The following is a 24,977-nucleotide window of genomic DNA, read 5'->3' as shown; positions in this document are numbered from 1 at the left end:
CTCAATCTCAGTTATGCGTCAGACTGAATGCGGGCATCCGGACTTCCGCAAACAGAAGCAATAGCGCTGCCATGCAGACCAGCGCATAAGCATCCAGCAGAAGCATTACCCAGAAAGAAGATTTTTTCATTGTCACTGCCATCACGCACTCGGCGGAATGGTCCTGTTGCGCTCGCTTCGGATTATCGAGGAGATGCCACATCTCATCACCGCAATGGCATGCGCCTCAATTAAAGAGTAGAACGGTTTATCCATAAGTAAAGAGTTTTCTCCGGCATCACTGACAGTTACGCGCTTGCTCAAATCAGATCGCATCGGATGGTTGCCGGTTCACTTCGCAGTTTTTGCAACAAGGCATCTGAAATTGCTGCATCCACATCGGTGATGACATAACCAATCGACCCTTTTGTCTGCAAATGCTGTGCCACGATATTCAGACCCGCTTCGGCGAAATCCGCATTCATCCTGGCAATGACACCCGGCTCATTGCGATGCACGTGCAGGATGCGGCTTTGGGCGTCTTTTTCCACATGCCGGATTTCCGGGAAATTGACGGCCCAGCGCGTCGTGCCTGCCTTGAGGAAACGCACCAGCTTGTCTGCCACCTCGCGGCCGATGTTCTCTTGCGCTTCCTCCGTGCTGCCACCGATGTGCGGCGTCAGAATCACATTATCGAGTTCACGCAATGGCGATGTGAATTCTTCCGTCTCGTTGCGCGGTTCGACCGGAAAGACATCCAGCGCAGCCCCAGCCAATCGCTTCTCGATCAGCGCATCATGCAATGCATCGATCTCCACCACGCCGCCGCGCGACGCATTGATCAATACCGTGGACGGTTTCATGACGGCCAGTCGATCGCGATTGATCAGATTCTCGGTGGCGCTGCCGCCAGGGACGTGCAGCGTGACGACGTCGGCCAGTGCCAGCAATTCTTCGAGACTTGTCACGGGTTTCGCATTGCCGAGCGGAAGCTTGCTTTCGACATCGTAATAATGGACACGCATGCCGACGCTTTCCGCAAGGATGCCAACCTGCGCGCCGATATTGCCGTATCCCACAATGCCGAGCACCTTGTTGCGTACTTCATATGCGCCTTGCGCCGTCTTGTCCCATTTCCCGCGATGTGTGAGGGCATTTTTTTCCGGGATGCGACGCAACAGCAATATGGCTTGCGCAATGACAAGCTCCGCCACGGAGCGTGTGTTCGAGAATGGTGCATTGAAAACCGGGATACCAAGCGCAGTGGCCGCAGTCAAATTCACCTGATTGGTGCCGATGCAAAAGCAGCCGATGGCCCGCAGATGCGATACGGTGTTCAGCACGTCGGCGGATACCTGGGTCCCCGAGCGAATGCCGACCACGTCGGCATCGGCCAGCGCATCCAGCAGATCATTGCCGGTCAGCGCGGACGGAATCTGGAGAATGTCGTCAAAACCTTCATTCTTCAGATGCTCGACCGCACTCGCGTGAATTTTTTCGAGCAGAACGATTTTTGCCATCGCAGTCTCTGGTTGTTTGTTCGACGAGCCCGCCAACATTTCATGTGAGTATCCGATGAATGCCGATCCGCATGCCAGTCAAAAGGCCACGCAGGAAACCATCACCAGCCTGCATCGCTGGACCGACAGCCTGTTTACGTTTACGACCACAAAACCTGACGGATATTCCTTTACCGCGGGCCAATATGCGCGCATGGGGCTCAGCGACGAACGCGGCGAGGTCTGGCGCGCCTATTCGATGACCTCCGCGCCGCATGAAGAGCAACTGGAGTTTTACGGGATCGTCGTTGAAGGCGGATTGTTCACTTCCAGGTTGCGAAAGCTGGAGCCGGGCGATTCGATCTGGATAGAGAAACAGACCTACGGCTTCATGACCGTGGACCGCTTTGTCGATGGCGAAGACCTGTGGATGCTGGCCACAGGTACCGGTATCGGGCCGTATATTTCCATCTTGCGCGATGCTTTCGTCTGGGAAAAATTTCGCAATCTCATCCTCGTGCATTGCGTACGGCACGCCAACGAACTCGCCTACCAGAATGAGCTTGATGCCATGCAACGCCGCCCGCCAGCGACCATCGCCACCCCGGCGCGGCTGCAGATCATCCGCTCCACCACGCGCGAAGCCGCCTTGCTCGAACCGGCGGCGCGGCTGCACGGCAGGATCACAACGCTGATCAATAACGGCGAACTGGAGAAAAAGGCTGGCATCGCTCTTTCCGTATCAGCGTCGCGCATCATGCTGTGCGGCAATCCCGTCATGATCGAAGACACGCGCCACATACTCCATCAGCGCGGCATGCGGCCCGTTCGCCGCGCACTGCCGGGCCAGTTCGTCACGGAGAATTATTGGTAATGCCGTTAGAACCGATACCCCAAGGCGAACAGGATCACGTCGCTGTCCCGGTCGTACGAGGTCGCAACCCGATTTCACAGGAGCCGCGCGTTCCAGGTTGGCGAAATGGCATACGCGGCGGTGACTGAAACCATTGCAGACACGGAAGAGAATTCCTCGCCGTTCGGCTTGCGTGGTTTGTCGATCAGAAAATACGGCCCGATTCCAACCCCAACCGACGAGCGGAGCATATGAGAGGAGTAATGGAAGGAGAAGTACCTGGGCTGGCTGCCCCTGCTGTGCGTCAGCACCCAGAGCGGTTTCCAGTGCTTGCCGCTTGCTTCGGATGGACAAAAAGAAAGCGAGCCGAAGCTCGCTTTCTTGATCAATGGTTCATCAGCCCTGCTGTCACCGGTCAGCGCGTTTTCATGACGTGCGACACCGATCATCGGGCTTGTGCAAGGACAGCCTCGGTCAGTTGAAGGTCTTGCCTTCCGCCGCCAGTTTTGCCAGTAATGGCGCAGGCTTCCAGGCCTCTCCTTCATGGCCCTTCGCGTATTTCGCCATCGCCATCAAGACATTCGGCAGACCGACCGTATCCGCGTAGCACATCGGGCCGCCGCGGAACAGCGGGAAGCCGTAACCGGTCAGGTACACCATGTCGATGTCGGATGCGCGCATCGCGATGCCTTCTTCGAGGATGTATGCCGCTTCATTGACGAGGGCGTACACGAGGCGCTCGACGATCTCCTGATCGCTGATCTTGCGGCGCTGGATGCCGCAATCGGCGGAGTGCTTGATGATCATGTCATTGACGACTTGCGACGGATACGGCTTGCGGTCGCCCGGCTTGTAGTCGTACCAGCCGGCGCTGGTCTTCTGGCCGTAGCGTCCCATTTCGCACAGCAGGTCGGCCGTCTTCGAATAGGTGACTTCGGGCTTCTCGACATACCGGCGTTTGCGGATATACCAGCCGATGTCGTTGCCTGCCAGGTCGCCCATGCGGAACGGTCCCATCGCGAAGCCGAACTTCTCGACCGCCTTGTCCACCTGTTCCGGCAGCGCGCCCTCTTCCAGCAGGAAACCTGCCTGACGGCTGTACTGCTCGATCATGCGATTGCCGATGAAGCCGTCGCACACGCCGGACACGACACCGGTCTTCTTGATCTTCTTCGCCAGTTGCAGCGACGTCGCCAGCACGTCCTTGCCGGTCTTCGCACCGCGCACGATTTCCAGCAGTTTCATCACGTTGGCCGGGCTGAAGAAGTGCAAGCCGATCACGTCCTGCGGACGCGTGGTGAAGCTGGCGATCTTGTTGACGTCGAGCGTCGAGGTGTTGGACGCGAGGATCGCGCCCGGCTTCATCACCTCGTCGAGCTTCTTGAATACCTGCTCCTTGACGCCGATATCCTCGAACACGGCTTCAACAACGATGTCCGCCTGGCCGATCTCTTCATACGACAGCGTGCCGGTAATCAGGCCGACGCGCTGCTCGAACTTCTCGGGCGAGAGCTTGCCTTTCTTCATCGTGTTTTCGTAATTCTTGCGGATCGTCGCCAGCCCCTTGTCCAGCGCTTCCTGCTTCATTTCGAGGATCTTGACCGGGATGCCGGCGTTGGCGAAATTCATCGCAATGCCGCCGCCCATGGTGCCCGCGCCGATCACGGCTGCGGACTTGATTGCGCGGGTCGGCGTATCTTCCGGCACATCCGGCACCTTGCTGGCTGCGCGCTCACCGAAGAATGCGTGGCGCAAGGCCTTGGACTCGGTGGTCTGCACCAGCTCCACAAACAACTCGCGTTCGAACTTCATGCCGTCGTCAAACTTCTTCGTCACGGCCGCAGCAACGGCTTCGACGCACTTCAACGGTGCCGGGAACGGGCCAGACATTGCCTTGACGGTATTGCGGGAGAATTGCAGGAATGCTTCGTGGTTCGGATAGTCGATCTTGATGTCGCGCACCTTCGGCAGCGGACGCACATCGGCAATCTTGTTGGCGAATGCCAGCGCGCCTTGCATCAGATCGCCTTCGATCAATTCATTGAAGAGCGCACTCTTTGCAAGTTTTTCGGAGGGGACTGCCGTACCGGACACGATCATGTTGAGCGCCATCTCCAGTCCCAGCACGCGCGGCAGGCGCTGTGTGCCGCCGGCACCCGGCAGAATGCCTAGTTTGACTTCCGGCAGCGCGATTTGCGCACCCGGCGATGCCACGCGATAGTTACAGCCCAGTGCCAGTTCCAGTCCGCCGCCCATGCACACGGTATGAATCGCTGCGACCACCGGCTTGTCGGAATTTTCGACCACGCTGATCACGGTATGCAGCGTCGGTTCGGCCAATGCCTTGGGCGAATTGAATTCCTTGATGTCCGCTCCGCCCGAAAATGCCTTGCCCGCGCCGGTGATCACGATCGCCTTGACGGCCTTGTCGTCCAGAGCCTTCTTCATGCCTTCGACAATCGCGCTGCGGGTCGAATGACCCAGGCCGTTTACCGGAGGATTGTTGAGCGTAATGATGGCAACCGCGCCGTTGACCTTGTATTCGGCAGTCATATCTCTTCCTTTTCAATTAGTTATCTGTAGGAGCCTGAAAACATGCTTTTTCTTGTGACGCTTAACTATACCCAAAAATAGAACGATCGTATTATTTTAAGATAAAAAAAATCCGGCAGACAAATAGACTCTGCCGGTATTCCGGAGTTGCAGCGCTCTTCTACCGAGCTTTCATTCGCAGCAGCGCGCCCCGTTTTTCATCCTCTGTGTACGCATAATCAACTCGCCCCGAAGCGACAACGCCCATCAGCAGCATGTTGTGCGTGATCGCATCATGATCCTCTCCGGAAAACGGTTTGTTATAGCTGGTAATGACGCCCTGATAGCGGCTTTTCAGATTTTCCAGCGCATCCTTGATCTTGCTGCCGTCCGTCGAATTCGCCTGAATAATGGCCAGACACAGCAAATGCATGCCATCGTATCCTTGAGCCGCGCTCATGGGTGAGGGAATCATGTCCGTCTTGAATATCCTTTCGTAGGCGAGCAGGAAGCTGTTCTTGCTCGCGGAGCCGAAATCCTGGATAAAGGTTTGCGGCATCAACGCCCCCTGCCCCGCCTTGCCCGACAAGTCGATAAAGCTGCGCATCGACAGCGTCCAGCTACCCAGCAGCGGCACTTTCCAGCCGAGCGCCTCTTTGTTGCGGGCGATCGCCGCCAGCTCGGGGCCGATGCCCCACACGACAAGCGCTTGTGCGCCGCTGGCCCTGGCGCGCTTGATCTGTCCGCTCATGTCCTGATCGCCGATCTCGAAACGTTCCTCGAAGGCGACCGCAATACCGGCAGTTCTGGCTTGCGTATGAAACGCCTTCAGACCGTCCTGGCCGAATGCGGTAGCGTCGGCGAGAATCGCGGCACGGCTGATGCCTTTGCGCTTTAGGTCAGCAACAACGACCTTTGCTTCCAGATCGAGCGTCGGCGAAATGCGGAAAATATAGTTTTCCGGTGCTGCTGGCGGCGCGTATTTGCGCGTAAGCATCGTGCCGGTAGATACCGCCACGAGCAGCGGAATTTTCGCCTTCTGATACGCGTCGATCGATGCCAGTCCAACGCCCGTATTGACGATGCCGATCGTGGCAACAACTTTCTTTTGCGTTAATTCGTCCGCGATTTTTGCGCCGACATCCGGCTTGGCCGCGTCATCGCGCTCGATCAATTCGATTTTTCTGCCGTTGATGCCGCCGACACTATTGATTTCTTCGACCGCCAGGCGGATGCCATTGCGCATGCTGTCGCCCATCGGGGCAGAGCCGCCAGAAAATGGTCCGGAGACGCCGATTTTCAGTGTTTGATCGGTCTGTGCGAAATTGAACGTGTGAGTCACGGATAGCGCACAGAAAAGCAGCGCGCGGCCACATGTAGTCCACATTTGTTGGCTCCTCCCTCAGTGAAATGAATGCGGCAACGACCATCCTCCGAGTGGAGATGCCGTGCTTCAGTTGCCTGGAAGACAAGTATATCCATGCTGTTTGCAACACGCATCATGAACGAACTGAAGCGGGACTGCATGGGTGTTTTTCGCAACACCGCGTAGAAATCTTGATCACAAAACAGGAGCAGGAAAATTAGCCAGCGCTTTCATCGCCGGCAATCAGGGCGTTCAACCGCTGCATTTCCTTCATCACATCGGCGGGAAAGGAAGCGCTGCTCCAGGCACGATAGTCGCTTGACGCATAAGCCAGCGCATTCTTGAAGTACAAAAACGCATTCAGCCGGTTGCGCACGAAGTTGTTTTGCGTGCGCGTCACTTTACCCGGCGAACCCATGACAATCGAATTCGGCGGGATGATGGTGCCTTCCTTCAGGAAGGTGTGACCGGCGACGATACTGTTATCGCCGATCACGCAGCCATCCATGATCGTCGAGTTGATGCCGATCAGGCAATTGTCGCCGATGGTGCAGCCGTGAATGGTGCAGTGATGCGTGATCGAACAATGATTGCCGATGATGGTGTCGCTCGCGTCCCCGATGTGCAGCATCACGAAATCCTGGATGTTGGTATAGCGGCCGATCACGATTTCCTTGTGCTCGGCGCGCGCCACCACGTTGATCCAGATCGACGCATGCTCCTCCACTGTCACCTTGCCGTACAAGTGCGCGGTTTCGTGCACATACGCAGGATTACGCAGAACCACATCGGGGCCGATGACAGCCATTACACCTCCAGCCATTCCTTGCGGATGGCGGTATTGGTGCGCAGATCCTGCGGCGTGCCTTCGAACACGATCGAGCCATGTCCCATGACATAAACGCGTTGCGAAATCTCCAGCGCGATCGCCAGCTTCTGCTCCACCAGCAGCACCGAGATGCCGCGGTTCTTCAGTTCCTTCAGGTATTCCGCCACCAGATCGACGATCTTCGGTGCCAGCCCTTCGGTCGGCTCGTCGATCATGATGAGGTCGGGATCGCCCATCAGGGTGCGGCATAGCGTCAGCATCTGCTGCTCGCCGCCGGACAGGACGCCGGCCTGCGTGTGCTGACGTTCCTTCAGGCGGGGGAACATCTTGTACATGTCGTTGATCGACCAGCGAGACTTCTTGCCCTTTTTTTCGCCGAGGATCAGATTCTGCTCAACTGTCAGCGCGGGGAAGATGTCGCGGTTCTCTGGCACGTAGCCAAGCCCCTTGTGCGCGACTTCAAACGCCTTCAGGCCGACCAGCTCCTCGCCTTTGAAGCGGATCGATCCGGTCACGCTGACCTGACCCATGGTCGCCTTCACGGTGGTGGAGCGTCCGACGCCATTGCGTCCGAGCAGGCTGACGATTTCACCCTCTCTCACGTTCATGTCGACGCCGTGCAGCACGTGACTCTTGCCATAGAAGGCATGCAGGTCCTTGATTTCAAGCATCGTTGTCATTTATGCCGCCTCCGCCGGTGCATGGCCGCCAAGGTATGCTTCCTGCACCTTCTGGTTGCCACGGATGTTGATCGGTGTGTCGCAGGCGATCACCTCGCCGTAGACGACCACCGCAATCTTGTCGGCCAGGCCGAATACCACACTCATGTCGTGCTCCACCATCAACAGGGTCTTGCCGACGGTCACCTTGCGGATCAGTTCGACTGCCGCATCGGATTCCGAACGGCTCATGCCTGCGGTCGGCTCGTCCAGCAGAATCACCTCTGCGCCGCCCGCGATCGTGATGCCGATTTCCAGCGCGCGCTGCTCCGCATAGGTCAGCAGACCGGCTGAGGTGTCGCGGCGGCGTTTCAGGCCGATCAATTCCAGCACCGATTCGGCACGTTCGTGTGCATCCTTCAGGCCGTTCAAGCGATGCCAGAACGAATACTTGTAACCCAGCGACCACAGCACCGCGCAGCGCAGGTTTTCGTACACGGACAGGCGATGGAAGATGTTCGTGATCTGGAAACTGCGCGACAGGCCGCGACGATTGATTTCAAACGGCTTGAGCCCGATCGTGCTTTCGCCGTTCAGGAGGATGTCGCCGGATGTCACCGGGAAGCGTCCCGACATCAGGTTGAACAGCGTCGATTTTCCGGCACCGTTGGGCCCGATGATCGCGAAGCGTTCGCCTTTCGGCACCTGGAGGTTGGCGCCACGGATGATTTCCGATTTGCCGAAACTCTTGCGCACGTCTTTCAGTTCAAGGGAATACGCGCTCATGCTGCGGCCCTCCGAATCGTTTCTTCAATTTCGGTATTCACTTCGCCCCACACTTGTTGATATGTCCGTCCCGTACGCCAGGACGCGAATCCGCCGGCAATCAGCAGCGCGACCGCGATCGCCCACGGCAGGGTTGTTGCGGTATCCACCGTGAAGCCGAACAGCTTCATCGTGGTGCCATGCACCGATTCCAGCGTCAGGTGATACAGCATCTCGATCACCATCACGACACCAATCAGCGCCACCAGCGCCGCCGCACACACGGCACACAGCGCGGGCCAGATGCGCTTGAACTTGTCGAACTTCACCAGTCGTAGGTTCAACATGATGATGCTGGCGATGCCGCCTGGCGCAAACATCACGATGACGATGAAGAACACGCCGAGATACAGTTGCCATGCCTTGGTGAAATCCGACAGCATCACCGTCAGGAAAATGCCGACCACCGCGCCGATCATCGGGCCGAAGAAAAAGCCCACGCCTCCGATGAAGGTGAACAGCAGCACCGCGCCGGAACGGATCGCGCTGACGTTTTCCGCTGTCACGATCTCGAAGTTGATGGCCGACAAGCCACCCGAGATGCCGGCGAAGAAACCGGACAGGATCAGCGTGAGATAACGCGCCCATTGCGTGTCATAACCGATGAACTCGACGCGCTCCGGGTTGTCGCGCACCGCATTGATGATGCGGCCCAGCGGCGTCTGCGTGAAGGCGTACATGCCGACCGTGCTGACGAACAGCCAGAACGCGATCAGGTAATACACCTGGATCTGCGGACCGTAGGAAATGCCGAGGAACTTGTCGCCATACACGCGGTTCGTCGAAATGCCGCCCTCGCCGCCGAAGAACTCCGGGAACATCAGCGAGCATGCGAATACCAGTTCGACGATGCCGAGCGTGATCATCGAAAACGTGGTGCCCGATTTCTTGGTCGTCACGTAACCGAACAGCATGCCGAAGAACATCCCGGCCACGCCACCCACCAGCGGGATCATCGACACCGGCATCCAGATCGCGCCCTTGGTCGCGAGGTTCATCGCATGGATCGCGAAGAATGCCCCGAGGCCGGAATACACCGCGTGGCCGAAGGACAGCATGCCGCCCTGCCCGAGCAGCATGTTGTACGACAGGCCGAAGATCATCACGGTGCCGATCTGCGACAGCAGGGATAACGACGCGCCCTTGCTGAAAATCAGCGGCGCGACGATCAGGGCGATCGCAAACGTGCACCAGATCAGCCAGCGCGCCAGATTCAAGGGCTTGTAAGTAATCGTCTTGTTCATTGTTAATGTATTCATCTCAACCCTCCCGTGTGCCCATCAAGCCGCGCGGCCTGAAGATCAGGATCAGCACCAGCAACAAATACGGCAGGATCGGAGCCACCTGCGAAATCGTCAGTTTCAGAACCGGATAGCCGAAAGTTTCAGCACCGATGTTCGCACCGAAACTCGACAGCACACTGAGGAAGGAATAGTCGAGCGCCACCGCGAAGGTCTGCAGCACGCCGATCAGCAGCGATGCCAGCAATGCGCCGACCAGCGAGCCCATGCCGCCCACCACCACCACGACGAAGATGATGCTGCCGACCGTTGCCGCCATGCCAGGCTCGGTCACGAAGGCATTGCCGCCGATGACGCCAGCCAGTCCAGCCAATGCGCAGCCGCCGCCGAACACCAGCATGAAGACCCGCGGCACGTTGTGGCCGAGCGCCTCCACCATGTCGGGATGCGTCAGCGCAGCCTGGATCACGAGACCGATGCGGGTACGGGTCAGCACCAGATAGACAGAGAGCAGCATCAGCAATGCAATCAGCATCATGAAGCCGCGATAGATCGGGAAGGTGGTCGTGAAGATCGTGAACAAGGGGCCATCCAGTTCCGCGGGAATCGGATACGGCACGGCCGCCCTGCCCCAGATCAGTTGCACCAGTTCGACCATGACGTAGGAAAGGCCGAAGGTGAACAGCAGTTCGGGAATATGTCCGTACTTGTGGACCGAGCGCAGGCCGTAGCGCTCGACCATCGCACCGATGACGCCGACCAGCAGAGGCGCAATGACCAGCGCCGGCCAGAAACCGAGCTTCGTGCTGATCGTGTACGCGAAGTACGCGCCGAGCATGTAGAAACTCGCATGCGCGAAATTGAGAACGCCCATCATGCTGAAAATCAGCGTCAGGCCCGACGAGAGCATGAACAACAGGAGCCCGTAGCTCATGCCGTTCAGCAAGGTGATTAGTGTGAACTCCACAAGATGCCCTTATTCAGAAATTTCGTGTACGACCGTACTATTTTGCGGCGATAAAAAAGCAGCGTGCCACCTTGGCGGCGCACGCTGCAAGAGATGCTTAATGTGCCGGACGCTTCATCTGGCACGACGTCGGCTGGGCGGCAACATAGGTATCGACCTTCTGATCCGTCTTCCAGCCGTAGCCGGTGTTTTCCTGGTCGTACTTCACGTCCTTGCCGTTGACCTTGGTCCATGTCGAGATGTACAGCGGTTGCTGCAACTGGTGGTCGGCTTTGCGCATCTCGACTTCGCCATTCAGGCTCTGCACCTTCATGCCTTCCATCGCGAGCGCCACCTTCAGCGCATCCGCCGACTTCGCCTCCTTGATCGCCTTTGACAGCATCGCCATGCCGCTGTAGCTCGCCATCACATAGTAGTCGTCGTTGTATTTTTTCTTGAAGGCTTCGACGATTTCCTTGCCGGAGAATTTCTCGTTGTTCGGATGCCAGTAGGAGACCTGCTTCACGCGTTCTGCTCCGGCCGCCCCCATCGCGGTTGGCACACCTGTCGTGCCGCCGTAGTAGGTATAGAAGTTGGCGGTCAGTCCGGCATCCTTGGCGGCCTTGATCAGCAGGGCAAGGTCGGTGCCCCAGTTGCCGGTGATGACGGTGTCCGCACCGGAAGCCTTGATCTTCGCCACATACGGCGCGAAGTCCTTGACCTGGCCGATCGGGTGCAGGTCGTCGCCGACGATCTGCACATCCGGACGCTTGCGCTTGAGGTAGTCCTTCGCCGCGCGCGTGACCTGATGGCCGAACGCATAGTTCTGACCGATGATGTAGGCTTTCTTGACATTCTGATCCTTGGCCATCAAGGTGGTCATCGCTTCCATCTTCATGTCCGAGTTGGCGTCGAAACGGAAATGCCAGAAGCTGCATTTGCTGTTCGTCAGGTCAGGATCAACGGCCGCGTAATTCAGGAACACGATTTCCTTCCCTGGATTGCGCTCGTTGTGCTTGTTGATCGCATCGACCAGTGCAAGCGCGACACCGGAGCCGTTGCCTTGAAGGATGTAGCGATAGCCCTGATCGATGACGGTCTTGAGCTGCGTCAGCGATTCCTGCGGGCTGCTCTTGTTGTCGAAGCCGACGACTTCAATGATGTTGTCTCCTGCCCATTTGCTCTGATTGGCAAGATCGGCCATCGCCTGCCAGCTCTTGAGCATGTTCTGCCCGACTGGCGCAAACGGCCCGGACAGCGGATCGATGAATGCGATTTTTACATTCTCTGCACCGGCTCCTGCGGACGCGAACGCGGCTGCAGCAGACAAGGCCAATACGATTGGACGCAATTGAAGTGTCATTTGTCTCATCCTGTTTAGTTATAGTGACTCATAGAATATCGACGGTTCCACCCTGTGTAAAGCGAAGATATCGAATGCAGTTTCACCGCCGCTCACGTTCACCACACACGTGACCAAACACCGTGCTCATGCAACACAGGGGGCGATAATTTTTCCTGTCAGGCGGAATGCTGATGATTGAAAAACAGCGCCGCGCGCATTCGGAGAATTGCCCTCCGAAGATCATGCATGTGCGATGACGACGGCACCACCTGAAAGCGCGGCATGACGTCGGCAACCGTCATGCCGCATTCGTCTGTCAATGGTTGGATGGACGCTTCATCTGGCAGGAAGTCGGCTGGGATGCGACATACGTCTCGATCTTCTGATCCGTCTTCCATCCATAACCGGTGTTTTCCTGGTCGAACTTCACGTCCTTGCCGTTGACCTTGGTCCAGGTCGCGATGTAGAGCGGCTGCTGCAATTGGTGATCGCCCTTGCGCATCTCGACTTCGCCGTTCAGGCTCTTGTACTTCATGCCTTCCAGCGCAAAGGCCACCTTGACCGGATCGGCCGATTTCGCCTCCTTCATCGCCTTCGACAGCATGTTGATTGCGGTGTAGGTCGCCAGCACGTAGAAGTCGTCGTTGTACTTCTTCTTGAACGATTCGACGATGTCCTTGCCGGAATAGGTTTCGTTATTGACGTTCCAGTAGCCGACATACTTCACGCGTTCCGCACCGGCCGCACCCATCGCGGTCGGCACACCGGTGGTGCTGGCGTAGTAGGTGTAGAAATTGGCGGTCAGGCCCGCATCCTTGGCGGCCTTGATCAGCAAGGCAAGGTCGGCGCCCCAGTTGCCGGTGATGACGGTGTCCGCGCCGGATGCCTTGATCTTCGCGACATAGGGCGAGAAATCCTTCACCTGGCCGATCGGATGCAGGTCGTCGCCGACGATCTGCACGTCAGGACGCTTGCGCTTCAGATATTCCTTCGCCGCACGCGTGACCTGGTGGCCGTGCGCGTAGTTCTGACCGATGATGTAGACCTTCTTGATGCCCTGATCCTTCGCCATGAAGGTGGTCAGCGCTTCCATCTTCATGTCGGAATTGGAGTCGAAGCGGAAATGCCAGAAGCTGCATTTGCTGTTGGTGAGATCCGGATCGATCGCGGAATGGTTGATGAAGAGAATTTCCTTGCCAGGATTGCGCTCGTTGTGCTTGTTGACCGCATCGATCAATGCCAGCGCAACGCCGGAACCATTGCCCTGCGCAATATAGCGAAAGCCCTGATCGATAACCGTCTTGAGCTGGGTCAGCGATTCCTGCGGGCTGCCCTTGTTGTCGAAGCCGACGATCTCGAACGTATTGTCGCCGGCGAGCTTCTGCTGATTCGCCGCTTCGGCGAACATCTGATAGCTGTTGAGCTGGTTCTGTCCGATCGGAGCGAACGGGCCGGACAGCGTTTCGATCAATGCAATTTTCACTTTTTCAGCCATTGCAGCCGGTGTGGCAAAGACAGCGGCGACGGAACAGGCTAAAAGCAGCGGGCGGATTCGTAGTGTCATTTGTCTCTTCCTTATGGCTATTGTGAACAGGGCACGAGGCCCTGCATTCTTACAACAATGAAACCCGTCAGATCGGCACTTGCAAAGTTCGGTTACGCAGTCGGCAGTTTGTACTCCTTGAATTGGTCTCGAATCCTGTTCTTCAAAATCTTGCCCGTGGCACCGATCGGCAGCGCTTCAACGAACGTGACGTCGTCCGGCGTCCACCACTTCGCGATCTTCCCCTCGTAGAACGTGATCAGCTCTTCTCTCGATACTTCGGCTCCCGGCTTTTTCACGACGACCAGCAACGGACGTTCGTCCCATTTCGGATGGAACACGCCGATGCATGCAGCCTGCTGCACGGCGGGATGGCCCATCGCGATGTTCTCCAGATCGATCGAGCCGATCCACTCGCCACCGGACTTGATCACATCCTTGCTGCGGTCGGTAATCTGCATGTAGCCGTCCGGGCTGATGGTCGCCACGTCGCCGGTCGGGAACCAGCCATCCTGAAGCACATCGCCGCCCTCGTTCTTGAAATAGCCGCTGACGATCCACGGACCTTTGACCAGCAGATTGCCGTAGGTCTTGCCGTCCCATGGCAGCTCCTCGCCCATGTCGTCGACGATCTTCATGTCCACGCCGAAGATCGCATGCCCCTGCTTCTCCAGGATCGACTGCTGTGCATCATCCGAGAGGGACATGTGATGGCTTTGCAAAGTGCATGCGGTGCCAAGCGGCGACATCTCCGTCATGCCCCATGCATGCACAACGTCGATGACGTACTGGTTGCGGAAGGTCTTCATCATCGCCGGCGGACAAGCCGAACCGCCGATCACCGTGCGCTTGAAGGAGGAGAACTTGAGATTGTTCTGTCCCACGTAAGTCAGCAAGCCCAGCCATACCGTGGGCACGCCGGCGGAGAATGTCACCTGTTCCTGCTCGAACAATTCATGCAGCGACTTGCCGTCCAGCGCCGGGCCCGGAAATACCATTTTCGCGCCGGTCAGCGGCACGGAATACGGCAGCCCCCACGCATTGACATGAAACATCGGCACGACGGGCAGCACCGAGTCGCGCGCCGAAACATTCAAGGCGTCCGGCATCGCCGATGCGTAGGAATGCAGCACCGTCGAACGATGCGAATACAGTGCACCCTTCGGGTTGCCGGTCGTGCCGGAGGTGTAGCAAAGGCTCGATGCGCAGTTCTCGTCGAACAGCGGCCATGCGTAGTCATCGGAGCTCTTCGCGATCAGATCCTCATAGCACATCAGATTCGGAATCCTTGTCTCCGCCGGCATGCGATCGCGATCGCACATCATGATGAAACCCTTGGTCGTCTTGCAATGTGCCGCGAACGCTTCGACCAGCGGCAGGAAGCTCATGTCGAAGAACAGGAACTGGTCTTCCGCATGATTGACGATGTAGGCAATCTGTTCCGGGTGCAGGCGAGGATTGATGGTGTGCATCACCGCGCCGGAACCGGAGATGGCGTAATACAGTTCCAGATGCCGATAGCCGTTCCATGCGAGCGTGGCAACGCGATCACCAATCCTGACTCCCAGTGCGTCCAGCGCGTTCGCCATCTGCCGGGCGCGCTTGTGACAGTCCCGGTACGTGTATCGATGAATGTCACCTTCAACGCGGCGCGACACGATTTCATTGCTGCCGAAATAGCGGTCCGCGTGCTGGATGATGCTGGAGATGAGCAGGGGCTGGCTCATCATTTGGCCCATCAATGGGCTCTTGGGGTACTCGGACATCTTGTCTCCTTCGTTTTTTGGCTGGTGCAGGCCGTTGCACATGCTCTCGTTTTCAAGCCCGATTTTTGAACGACCGTTCTAATCCGTCAATGACTTTCGATTGTGCGACGCGTCAATGTCGCCGTCGAGACTTTTCATTCGGCGATACTTTTGTAAATCGTGTTTTTTGGCTGTGCCATCACGCGACGCAGCATGGGTTCGAAGAACTCCAGCGGCAAGGTGTCGTATGCCGGATCGAATGCAGGCGCGTCATATTTTTCGCAGAACTCCAGTGTCGTATCGTAGAGTTTCTGACCGGAAAACTGGTCGCGCAAATTGCGATCCATGCCAAGGTAATGGAAGAAGTAATAGCCCTGGAAAATGCCGTGCTTCTCGACCATCACGTAATTTTCCTCACTCACAAACGGCTTGAGAATCGCCGCCGCGATATCGGGATGGTTATAGCTGCCCAGCGTGTCGCCGATGTCATGCAGCAAGGCGCAAATCACATACTCGTCATCGCGCCCGTCACGATGCGCGCGCGTCGCCGTCTGCAGGCTGTGTGTCAAGCGGTCCACCGCAAAGCCGCCGCAGTCCCCTTCCAGCAAGCGCAAATGCGCCAGTACGCGATCAGGCAGCGCTTGTGCATACGGCTTGAACTCGCCGGCGATGATCTGCCAGTCTTCCGCAGTGCTGTGCTGCATGTCGTGAAATTTGGCGCGTGCATTCATCTTGTCTCCGTTTTTTGGTTGTATTGAATTGTGCTGAATCATCATGTGCGATAGGAAGGATCGATGCGATCCAATCGCCGCAGCAAGCCCGGCCATGCCAGCATGCCGCCTTGCGATTTCGTCACCGTCTTCACCTGTTCCTGCGCGCCGCTGATGATCTGTGACGGAATCTGCACCAGTTCGCCGCCCGCCTGCGCGCGAACCTGAATCATGCATGCTGCTTCGAAAATGTACATGTTGACGAAGGCATCGGCAATCGTTTTTCCAAGCGTCAGCAACCCATGATTGCGCAGCATCAAGTAATTTTTATCGCCAAGGTCGGCCACCAGGCGCGGCTTCTCTTCTTCATTCAACGCGACGCCTTCATAACCGTGATAGGCAAGACTGGACAGCACAAAAATGGATTGTTGGGATATTGGCAATACGCCGCCTTTTTGCGCAGAAACAGCGACGCCATTGACGCTATGCACATGCAGTACGCATTGTGCGTCGTGCCTCACAGCATGAATCGCGGAATGAATGATGAATCCGGCCGGATTGACCGGGAATGGCGAATCCTCCAGCTTGTTGCCGTGCGTATCGATTTTGACGAGCGAGGACGCCGTGATCTCATCAAACATCATTCCGTACGGATTGATCAGGAACTGGTCTTCCGTACCGGGTACGCGCGCCGTGATATGGGTGAAAATCAGATCGCTCCATCCAAAGTCTGCAACGAGGCGGTAACACGCCGCAAGATCCACGCGTGTCTGCCACTCCTCCGGAGAAACGCGATCCTTCATGGAGGGGATGAGTGGTGTTGCTGGAGCATTCATATGGGACCCCTTCTTCTCTGTCAAAATGTGAACTATGTCTGTAACGGCTGAATCCTTTCGTGAGGCAGCAGCAGTATTTGTATCTATGAACAGACAAGACTGTCAATCTTTAAGCGTATCGATGTTGATCAACGCCTTTTCCCGCCCCTGTCTGGTGCAGCAACGCAAGAGCAATCAAGGACACTCATGAATACACCTGGACTTCCACCGGTCCGTCATTGCATAGACACACTGCCCTTTGAAAACTCGTTCGCTTCATTGCCGCCAGCGTTCTACACACGATTGATGCCGACGCCGGTCCCTTCTCCGTATCTCGTATGCGCGAGCAAGTCGGCGGCGGCGCTGATCAATCTGGATACAGAACAATTCAGTACCGATAACTTCGTCCAGACACTCGCCGGCAACCGCACGCCTGCTGGCTCCGACCCACTGGCCGCTGTATATTCCGGCCATCAATTCGGGGTATGGGCCGGTCAGTTGGGCGATGGCCGCGCCATTCTTCTCGGCGACGTTCCCGCGCCCGGAACGTCCTCGCCAGGCACGATGGAGTTGCAGCTCAAAGGCTCGGGCCTGACGCCCTATTCCCGTATGGGCGATGGCCGCGCCGTCTTGCGTTCCTCCATTCGTGAATTTCTCTGTTCGGAAGCGATGGCCGCGTTGGGCATCCCGACTTCGCGCGCACTATGCGTCACCGGCTCAGACATGCGCGTGATGCGGGAGACTCCGGAAACCAGCGCGATTGCAACCCGCATGGCCCCCACATTTGTGCGCTTCGGCTCGTTCGAGCACTGGTTCTATAACGGCAGGAAAGAGGAACTGAAGATACTCGCCGACTACGTGATCGATCGCTTCTATCCGGAGTTGTGCGACGCGGCGAATCCATACCATGCACTGCTTTCCGAAGTGACGCGCCGCACTGCGCACCTCATCGCACAATGGCAGGCAGTCGGATTCATGCATGGCGTCATGAATACGGACAACATGTCGATACTCGGACAGACAATCGACTATGGCCCGTTCGGCTTCATGGAAGCTTTCGACATTCGCCACATCTGCAATCACAGCGATCCGCAGGGACGCTACTCGTATCAGATGCAGCCGCGGATCGGCGAATGGAATTGCTATGCGCTCGGACAGGCATTGCTGCCGCTTGTGGGCGATGTCGAAACCACGAAAGACGCGCTACAGGTTTATCAACCCGAGTACGAAAGGACGCTCAGTCAGCTGTTGCATGCCAAACTCGGGTTGCAGTCCGTGGATGTCGACGATGACGGATTGATCGACGCGATGTTCATTCTGATGCAAAACAATCACGTCGATTTCACTCTGTTCTTCCGTCGCCTGGGTGATTTGCGGATAGACGATCCGTCGCAGGACGAAGCGCTGCGCGACCTCTTCCTCGACCGTCCTGCCTTCGATGCGTGGGCAGTACAATACCGAACGCGTCTGCGGCAGGAAAACCGGCGCGACGCAGAACGCAAGGCTGCGATGCATGCGGTCAATCCGAAATACGTGCTGCGCAACTACCTCGCGCAAGTCGCGATTGAAAAAGCGCAAAACAAGGACTTTTCTGAAATTGCAAGATTGCTCGATGTGCTGGAAAAACCATTCGACGAGCAACCGGAGAACGAAAAATATGCAAACCTCCCGCCCGACTGGGCCAGTCAACTGGAAGTGAGTTGTTCATCATGACAGACAAGATCATCAAGACCGACGCCGAGTGGCGCAGTCAGCTCGATCCGCTCGAATATCAGGTAACCCGCCATGCGGCAACGGAACGTGCCTTCACCGGACGTTACTGGGACCATCACGAACACGGGATCTACACCTGCGTCTGCTGCGACACGCCGCTGTTCGAATCGGATGCCAAGTTCGATTCCGGTTGCGGCTGGCCCAGCTATTTCAGACCGCTCAATCCGGACAATGTCAGTGAACGCGTCGATCGCAGTCATGGCATGATACGCACCGAAATTATGTGCCAGGTCTGCGATGCACATTTGGGTCATGTGTTCCCGGATGGACCGCCGCCGACCGGCCTGCGTTACTGCATCAACTCAGCATCTCTGCGTTTCGATCCACAACCAGTGAAAGAAAAACAATCGCCATGAAGTTCCTGTTCGATATCTTCCCGGTCATTCTGTTTTTTGCGATGTTCAAATGGGGTGAAAACAATACCGATGCCGCACAATCGCTGGTCGAGCAATACCTGTCGGGGATCGTGTCCGGCGGCGGCGCCGGCACGGCTGCTCAAGCGCCGATCATGCTTGCCACTGCAGTTGCGATAGTTGCAACGATCGGCCAGATCGCCTACCTGCTGCTGCGCGGAAAAAAGGTGGATACGATGCTGTGGGTGTCGCTGGCCATCATCACGATGTTTGGCGGAGCGACCATTTATTTCCATAACGAGACGTTCATCAAATGGAAACCCACTGTGCTCTACTGGGTCTTTGGTGCCGCATTGCTCCTCAGCCAGACACTATTCGGCAAGAATCTCATTCGCATGATGATGGAAAAGCAGATATCGCTGCCATACGTGGTCTGGCAACGCCTGAGCGTGGCATGGGCGCTCTTCTTCGTCGCGATGGGCCTGATCAATCTATATGTCGCCTACAATTTCGCCACCGCGACATGGGTCAATTTCAAGCTGTTCGGCTTCACGGGCCTCATGCTCGCATTCGTTATTGGGCAAAGCCTTTTCCTTTCCCGATACATCAAGGATTCGCAATGACAGATCGGCTTGAACGAATCCGTGCCCGATTGATTGCAACTTTCGCACCGCTGGAATGTCAACTTGAGGACGAATCGCATTTGCACGTCGGTCATGCCGGTGCAGAATCCGGTGCCGGTCACTATCGTCTTCACATCGTTTCCACGCGATTTGAAGGGCTGAATCGCATCGGTCGGCATCGCCTGGTGTATGATTGCCTGCATGACATGATGCATACCGACATACACGCTCTCGCCATCATTGCCATGGCGCCGTCAGAAGTTTCCAGATAGACGCCTTCCGATTTAACTTCAAATTTTTTATTCACTTCCCATTAGGAACAACAATGAATTTAAAACCTGCTCGCTTGCTGATGATTCTCGTTGCAGCCGCCGCATTCCCGGCAATGGCGCAAAATCTCGCCGTCGTCAACGGCAAGCCGGTACCTTCCTCACGTGCCGATGCAATGGTCAAACAGCTTGCAGCGCAAGGCCAGCCGGATTCTCCGCAATTGCGCGACATGGTGAAGCAGGAATTGATCAACCGTGAAATCCTGATCCAGGAAGCGGACAAGCTCGGTCTCAGCAACAACGCCGACGTCAAGAGCCAGGTCGAGATCGCACGCCAGTCGATCGTGATCCGTGCTCTTGTTGCCGATTTTCTGAAGAAGAATCCGGTCAGCGATGCCGACATCAAGGCCGAGTATGACAAGTTCAAGGCGCAAGCCGGCGACAAGGAATACCGTGCGCGCCACATCCTGGTCGAGAAGGAAGACGATGCCAAGGCAATCATCACCAAGCTCAAGGGCGGTGCGAAGTTCGAAGACCTCGCCAAGCAATCGAAGGATCCGGGTTCGGCAGCCAACGGCGGTGACCTGGATTGGGCCTCCCCCGCTTCGTTCGTGAAGCCGTTCTCCGACGCGATGATTGCCCTGCAAAAAGGCCAGTTCACTGAAACGCCGGTCAAGACCCAGTTCGGCTATCACGTGATCAAGCTGGAAGACGTGCGCGCAGCAAAGCTGCCGTCGCTGGAAGAAGTGAAGCCGCAAATCACAGAGTCTCTGCAACAGAAGAAGCTGCAGGCTTACCAGGAAGAACTGCGCAAGAAAGCGAAAATCCAGTAAGCATCACGACCTTTCAGGTCAACAAAAAAGGCGCTCCTCGGAGCGCCTTTTTCATGGTCGGTCAAAAGGTCAGCCGACCCATTTGCGCGCATTGCGGAACATGCGCATCCACGGTGAATACTCGCCCCACGAAGATGGATGCCAGGATTGCTGCACAGAGCGGAAGACCCGCTCCGCGTGCGGCATCAGCACCGTAAAGCGGCCGTCCGGCGTCGTCACCGACGCGATGCCTTGCGGCGAACCGTTCGGGTTGTACGGGTAGCCTTCCGTCACCTGCCCCTTGTTGTCCACGTAGCGCATCGCTGCGATCGCACTGCGAATATCACCGGTTTGCGTGAAGTCGGCATGGCCTTCTCCATGCGCAATCGCGATTGCCGTTTGCGTGCCCGCCATGCCATCGAAGAAGATCGACGGCGACTCGGCGATCTCCACCATGGAAAAGCGCGCCTCGAATTGCTCCGACTTGTTGCGCGTGAACTTCGGCCAGTCGTGCGCACCGGGGATGATCGATTTCAGGTTGCTCATCATCTGGCAGCCGTTGCAGATGCCGAGTGCAAAGGTATCCGCGCGGTTGAAGAAGATCGAAAACTGTTCCGCCAGCTTCGCATTGAACAGGATCGTCTTGGCCCAGCCTTCGCCTGCGCCCAGCACGTCGCCGTAGGAGAAGCCGCCGACCGCGATCACGCCCTTGAAATCATCGAGACGGGCGCGGCCCGCAATGAGGTCGCTCATGTGCACATCGACCGCGACGAAACCGGACTGGTGCATGACATAGGCAGTCTCGACATGGGAGTTCACACCCTGCTCACGCAGGATGGCGACTTTCGGCTTCACGCCTGTCGCGATGAAAGGCGCTGCGACATCCAGTTGCGGATCGAAGGTCAGCCTGGGCGTGATGCCGGGATCGGATGCATCGAGGATGCGATCGTATTCCGCATCGGCGCAGGCCGGGTTGTCGCGCAACCTCGCAATGCGCCAGCTGGTTTCACTCCACAGTCGTTGTAACTCGATGCGCGGCTGGCTGTAGATCACCTTTGCGTCGCGCATGAATTCGATCACGTCGCGATCATTCGGCTTGCCGATGATATGGCTGCATGCGCCGAGGTTATAGCTGCGCAACACGGTCATCACGTCGGATTTTTCCCCATCGCGCACCTGGATGACCGCACCCAGTTCCTCGTTGAACAAGGCGCGCAGAGTCATCTCGTTGCGGCGCTCGCCAACTTGCGATGCCCAGTTCTTGGAGTCGCCCCAATCCGAGGCATGTTCGCCTTCCATCGTCAGGATGTCGAGGTTGAGCGACAGGCCGCTGCGGCCTGCAAACGCCATTTCGCACAGCGTGACGAACAAGCCTCCATCGGAGCGGTCATGGTAGGCCAGCAGCTTGCGCTCCTTGTTGAGTTGCTGGATCGCGGCGAAAAATCCCTTCAGGTCGTCCGCGCTATCGACGTCAGGCGTCTCGTTGCCGATCTGCTGCATGACTTGCGTCAATGCAGAAGCTCCCATGCGGTTCTTTCCGCGACCGAGGTCGATGGCAATCAGCGCCGTATCGCCGGCGTCCTTGACGATCTGCGGCGTCAGCGATTGGCGCACATCGGTTGCCGGTGCAAACGCCGAGACGATCAGCGACACTGGTGCCGTGACCGATTTGTCGCCCTCCTCATCCTTCCATGTCGTGCGCATCGACAAGGAGTCCTTGCCGACCGGGATGCTGATGCCAAGCGCCGGGCAAAGCTCCATGCCGACCGCCTTGACGGTGTCGAACAAAGCAGCATCCTGTCCAGGCTGGCCGCATGCCGCCATCCAATTGGCCGACAGCTTGATGTCCGACATGTCGGCAATCGGCGCGGCCGCGATATTGGTCAGCGCCTCACCCACCGCCATGCGGCCCGATGCAGGCGCATCGATCACCGCCAGCGGTGTGCGTTCACCCATCGCCATCGCTTCACCGCGATAGCCTTCAAGGCTCATCGCCGTCACTGCGCAATCCGCCACCGGCACCTGCCAGGGGCCGACCATCTGGTCGCGCACCGACATGGCTCCTACAGTACGGTCGCCGATCGTGATCAGGAAGGATTTATCCGCGACAGTCGGCAGGCGCAGCACGCGTTGCGCCACTTCCGCCAACTCCATGCCGGTCAGGTCAACGGGCGGAAAATCATTCTCGACACGCACCACATCGCGGTGCATTTTCGGCGGCTTGCCCAGCAGGACTTCCATCGGCATGTCGACCGGATTGTTGTCATGCTCGGGGTCGATGACCTTCAACTGGCGCTCTTCGGTAGCGGTGCCAACGACTGCGAACAGGCAACGCTCGCGTTCGCACAGGTATTGAAACAGCGGCAGGCTTTCCGGTGCGATGGCGAGCACATAGCGTTCCTGTGATTCATTGCTCCAGATTTCCTTCGGTGCCATGCCGCTCTCTTCGAGCGGGACCTTGCGCAAATCGAACAGCGCGCCGCGCCTGGCGTCATTGGTGATTTCAGGGAAGGCGTTGGACAGGCCGCCCGCGCCGACATCGTGAATCGACAGGATGGGATTGGTGTCGCCCATCGCCCAGCACGCATTGATGACCTCCTGCGCCCGGCGTTCCATTTCCGGATTGCCGCGCTGTACCGAATCGAAATCCAGGTCCGCCGTGTTGGTGCCGGTCGCCATCGACGATGCGGCGCTGCCGCCCATGCCGATGCGCATGCCCGGGCCGCCCAGCTGGATCAGCAGGCTGCCCACCGGGAGGTCATGCTTTTTCGTGTGTTTTGCGGAGATGTTGCCGAGGCCGCCGGCGATCATGATGGGCTTGTGATATCCCTTGACGGAGCCACCGACATTTTGTTCGTAGGTGCGGAAGTAGCCGCCCAGATTGGGACGTCCGAACTCATTGTTGAACGCCGCGCCGCCGATCGGCCCGTCGATCATGATCTGCAAGGCCGATGCGATGCGATCCGGCTTGCCGTAGATGCCGGCCTGGGCATGTGCCTCGCGTTGCGCCGGTGGCTGCGCGACATCGCGCACGTTTTCCCACGGCTGCACCGCGTGCGTGATCATCAGGTTGGAAACGGTGAAGCCGGTCAGGCCCGCCTTCGGCTTCGCGCCACGACCGGTCGCGCCCTCGTCGCGAATCTCGCCGCCCGCGCCAGTGGATGCGCCGGGGAACGGCGAGATCGCGGTCGGGTGGTTGTGCGTTTCGACCTTCATCAGGATGTGCGTCAACTCATCGGACGCCTCATACACATTGCCTTGCGCCGCGCCGCGCGGATAGAAGCGCGACACCGTCGCGCCTTCGATGATCGAGGAGTTGTCGCTATACGCCACAACAGTACCCTTCGGTTGCAGCTGGTGCGTATTCTTGATCATGCCGAACAGGGATTTGTCCTGCTTGACGCCATCGATCGTCCAGTCGGCATTGAAAATCTTGTGCCGGCAATGTTCGCTGTTGGCCTGCGCGAACATCATCAATTCAACGTCAGTCGGATTGCGCTTCGCTTGTGTGAATGCGTTGATCAGATAGTCGATTTCATCTTCCGACAAGGCCAGGCCGAGTTCACTGTTCGCCTTCACCAGAGCCGCCTTGCCGCCGGCGAGCACATCGACGAATTCGAGCGGTTTCGCCTCCAGTTCGCGGAACAGGCCTGCGGCATTGTTGGCATCGCGCAGCACGCTCTCGGTCATGCGATCATGCAGAAGGCCGGCGACGGCTTCAATCGCGCCTTCCGGCAGCTTCTTCGTCCCGCCCAGCAAGCCCGATTTCATCTGCACGTGGTACGACACGCCGCGCTCGATGCGCTTGATGTGCGTCATGCCGCAGTTGTGCGCGATGTCGGTCGCCTTGCTGGCCCACGGCGAAATGGTGCCGAAGCGCGGAATGACAACAAATTCCTCGCCGTCCGCAGCGCCCGAGAACGGTTCGCCATAGGTCAGCATCGCATTCAGGCGGCCGACATCATCCTGGCTTGGCGTCGTCGCGGCATCAATGAAATGCAGGAAGCGCCCTGTCACCCCAACGATGGCGGGCTCGACTGCTTGCAATTGTGACAAAAGACGTTGAGTACGGAAGGCAGACAGGGCGTTGGAGCCCGGCAGAATCAGCATGGCGGCAAGAAAGTTGATGCAGGAGGGCTACCGATTGGCAGCTTGACTGCGGGTTGAATCGGAATCCGTGATTATACCGCGCCGACGCTTCTTGGCTGGATGTCAATCATGGCTGGCTCGACTGGTTTTTCCAGTGGAAATCCCTATGCT

General features: G+C 57.6%; 22 protein-coding genes. 6 read left to right on the top strand and 16 right to left on the bottom strand.

The window, feature by feature from the left end; all coding sequences use genetic code 11:
• Positions 1–7 precede the first annotated feature (7 nt).
• Together D3870_RS08585 and serA are read right to left on the bottom strand one after the other, a co-directional pair.
• Positions 8–202: a hypothetical protein gene (locus D3870_RS08585; protein ID WP_119738289.1), complete on the bottom strand. Its 195-nt coding sequence runs from the start codon at positions 200–202 to the stop codon at positions 8–10.
• A gap of 97 nt (positions 203–299) precedes the next feature.
• Entirely contained in the window at positions 300–1,499 is a 1,200-nt protein-coding gene (serA, locus tag D3870_RS08580; RefSeq protein WP_119741865.1) for a phosphoglycerate dehydrogenase, read from the bottom strand.
• A gap of 55 nt (positions 1,500–1,554) precedes the next feature.
• Between serA and D3870_RS08575 the strand changes: the two genes are divergently transcribed.
• The gene (locus tag D3870_RS08575) at positions 1,555–2,352 is read left to right on the top strand and encodes a ferredoxin--NADP reductase (RefSeq protein WP_119738287.1); all 798 of its coding nucleotides are present in this window, start codon (positions 1,555–1,557) and stop codon (positions 2,350–2,352) included.
• Between the two features lie 74 nt (positions 2,353–2,426).
• Here the strand turns inward: D3870_RS08575 and D3870_RS08570 are convergent, their stop codons facing one another.
• The 13 genes from D3870_RS08570 to D3870_RS08510 form a co-directional block, all read right to left on the bottom strand.
• Positions 2,427–2,780, bottom strand: a complete 354-nt coding sequence (locus tag D3870_RS08570; protein WP_119738285.1) for a hypothetical protein — start codon at positions 2,778–2,780, stop codon at positions 2,427–2,429.
• A gap of 25 nt (positions 2,781–2,805) precedes the next feature.
• Positions 2,806–4,884, bottom strand: a complete 2,079-nt coding sequence (locus D3870_RS08565) for a 3-hydroxyacyl-CoA dehydrogenase NAD-binding domain-containing protein (protein WP_119738284.1) — start codon at positions 4,882–4,884, stop codon at positions 2,806–2,808.
• A gap of 160 nt (positions 4,885–5,044) precedes the next feature.
• Positions 5,045–6,205 carry an ABC transporter substrate-binding protein gene (locus D3870_RS08560; RefSeq protein ID WP_158590411.1) on the bottom strand — a complete coding sequence of 387 codons (1,161 nt, stop codon included), beginning with the start codon at positions 6,203–6,205 and terminating at the stop codon, positions 5,045–5,047.
• Positions 6,206–6,446: 241 nt separating this feature from the next.
• Positions 6,447–7,037: a gamma carbonic anhydrase family protein gene (locus D3870_RS08555; RefSeq protein ID WP_119738280.1), complete on the bottom strand. Its 591-nt coding sequence runs from the start codon at positions 7,035–7,037 to the stop codon at positions 6,447–6,449.
• Positions 7,037–7,729: an ABC transporter ATP-binding protein gene (locus D3870_RS08550; RefSeq protein WP_119741863.1), complete on the bottom strand. Its 693-nt coding sequence runs from the start codon at positions 7,727–7,729 to the stop codon at positions 7,037–7,039. Before D3870_RS08550 ends, D3870_RS08555 begins: the two co-directional genes overlap by 1 nt.
• Before the next feature lie 9 nt (positions 7,730–7,738).
• Positions 7,739–8,503 (bottom strand): ABC transporter ATP-binding protein, encoded by a 765-nt coding sequence (locus D3870_RS08545; RefSeq protein ID WP_119738279.1) that lies wholly within the window; start codon positions 8,501–8,503, stop codon positions 7,739–7,741.
• Positions 8,500–9,801 carry a branched-chain amino acid ABC transporter permease gene (locus D3870_RS08540; protein WP_242489909.1) on the bottom strand — a complete coding sequence of 434 codons (1,302 nt, stop codon included), beginning with the start codon at positions 9,799–9,801 and terminating at the stop codon, positions 8,500–8,502. Before D3870_RS08540 ends, D3870_RS08545 begins: the two co-directional genes overlap by 4 nt.
• Before the next feature lies 1 nt (position 9,802).
• Positions 9,803–10,750, bottom strand: a complete 948-nt coding sequence (locus D3870_RS08535; protein WP_242489908.1) for a branched-chain amino acid ABC transporter permease — start codon at positions 10,748–10,750, stop codon at positions 9,803–9,805.
• A 97-nt stretch (positions 10,751–10,847) separates the two neighbouring features.
• Entirely contained in the window at positions 10,848–12,092 is a 1,245-nt protein-coding gene (locus tag D3870_RS08530) for a branched-chain amino acid ABC transporter substrate-binding protein (RefSeq protein ID WP_119738275.1), read from the bottom strand.
• A gap of 298 nt (positions 12,093–12,390) precedes the next feature.
• Positions 12,391–13,638, bottom strand: coding sequence for a branched-chain amino acid ABC transporter substrate-binding protein (locus D3870_RS08525; RefSeq protein ID WP_119738273.1), 1,248 nt, complete (start codon positions 13,636–13,638; stop codon positions 12,391–12,393).
• Between the two features lie 92 nt (positions 13,639–13,730).
• On the bottom strand, positions 13,731–15,383 hold the full coding sequence (locus D3870_RS08520; RefSeq protein WP_119741859.1) for a 3-(methylthio)propionyl-CoA ligase: 1,653 nt from the start codon (positions 15,381–15,383) through the stop codon (positions 13,731–13,733).
• A gap of 134 nt (positions 15,384–15,517) precedes the next feature.
• Positions 15,518–16,093: an HD domain-containing protein gene (locus D3870_RS08515; RefSeq protein WP_119738271.1), complete on the bottom strand. Its 576-nt coding sequence runs from the start codon at positions 16,091–16,093 to the stop codon at positions 15,518–15,520.
• A 41-nt stretch (positions 16,094–16,134) separates the two neighbouring features.
• Positions 16,135–16,908, bottom strand: a complete 774-nt coding sequence (locus tag D3870_RS08510; protein ID WP_242489907.1) for a class II aldolase/adducin family protein — start codon at positions 16,906–16,908, stop codon at positions 16,135–16,137.
• A 186-nt stretch (positions 16,909–17,094) separates the two neighbouring features.
• Between D3870_RS08510 and D3870_RS08505 the strand changes: the two genes are divergently transcribed.
• The 5 genes from D3870_RS08505 to D3870_RS08485 are packed head-to-tail and all read left to right on the top strand — an operon-like array spanning position 17,095 to position 20,738.
• Entirely contained in the window at positions 17,095–18,600 is a 1,506-nt protein-coding gene (locus D3870_RS08505) for a protein adenylyltransferase SelO (protein ID WP_119738267.1), read from the top strand.
• Positions 18,597–19,016, top strand: coding sequence for a peptide-methionine (R)-S-oxide reductase MsrB (msrB, locus tag D3870_RS08500; protein ID WP_119738265.1), 420 nt, complete (start codon positions 18,597–18,599; stop codon positions 19,014–19,016). The genes D3870_RS08505 and msrB overlap by 4 nt, the downstream gene beginning before the upstream one ends.
• Entirely contained in the window at positions 19,013–19,636 is a 624-nt protein-coding gene (locus D3870_RS08495) for a septation protein A (RefSeq protein ID WP_119738263.1), read from the top strand. Before msrB ends, D3870_RS08495 begins: the two co-directional genes overlap by 4 nt.
• Positions 19,633–19,908, top strand: coding sequence for a BolA family protein (locus tag D3870_RS08490; protein WP_119738261.1), 276 nt, complete (start codon positions 19,633–19,635; stop codon positions 19,906–19,908). Before D3870_RS08495 ends, D3870_RS08490 begins: the two co-directional genes overlap by 4 nt.
• A 53-nt stretch (positions 19,909–19,961) precedes the next feature.
• Positions 19,962–20,738 carry a peptidylprolyl isomerase gene (locus D3870_RS08485; protein WP_119738259.1) on the top strand — a complete coding sequence of 259 codons (777 nt, stop codon included), beginning with the start codon at positions 19,962–19,964 and terminating at the stop codon, positions 20,736–20,738.
• A 69-nt stretch (positions 20,739–20,807) separates the two neighbouring features.
• Here the strand turns inward: D3870_RS08485 and purL are convergent, their stop codons facing one another.
• Positions 20,808–24,827 carry a phosphoribosylformylglycinamidine synthase gene (gene purL, locus D3870_RS08480; RefSeq protein WP_119738257.1) on the bottom strand — a complete coding sequence of 1,340 codons (4,020 nt, stop codon included), beginning with the start codon at positions 24,825–24,827 and terminating at the stop codon, positions 20,808–20,810.
• Positions 24,828–24,977 lie beyond the last annotated feature (150 nt).

Origin of the sequence: Noviherbaspirillum cavernae (assembly GCF_003590875.1) — a bacterium.
GTDB classification, from domain to species: Bacteria; Pseudomonadota; Gammaproteobacteria; order Burkholderiales; family Burkholderiaceae_D; genus Noviherbaspirillum; species Noviherbaspirillum cavernae.
Note: the sequence above shows the minus strand (reverse complement) of the source record. Positions and strands in the feature narration are given on the sequence as shown.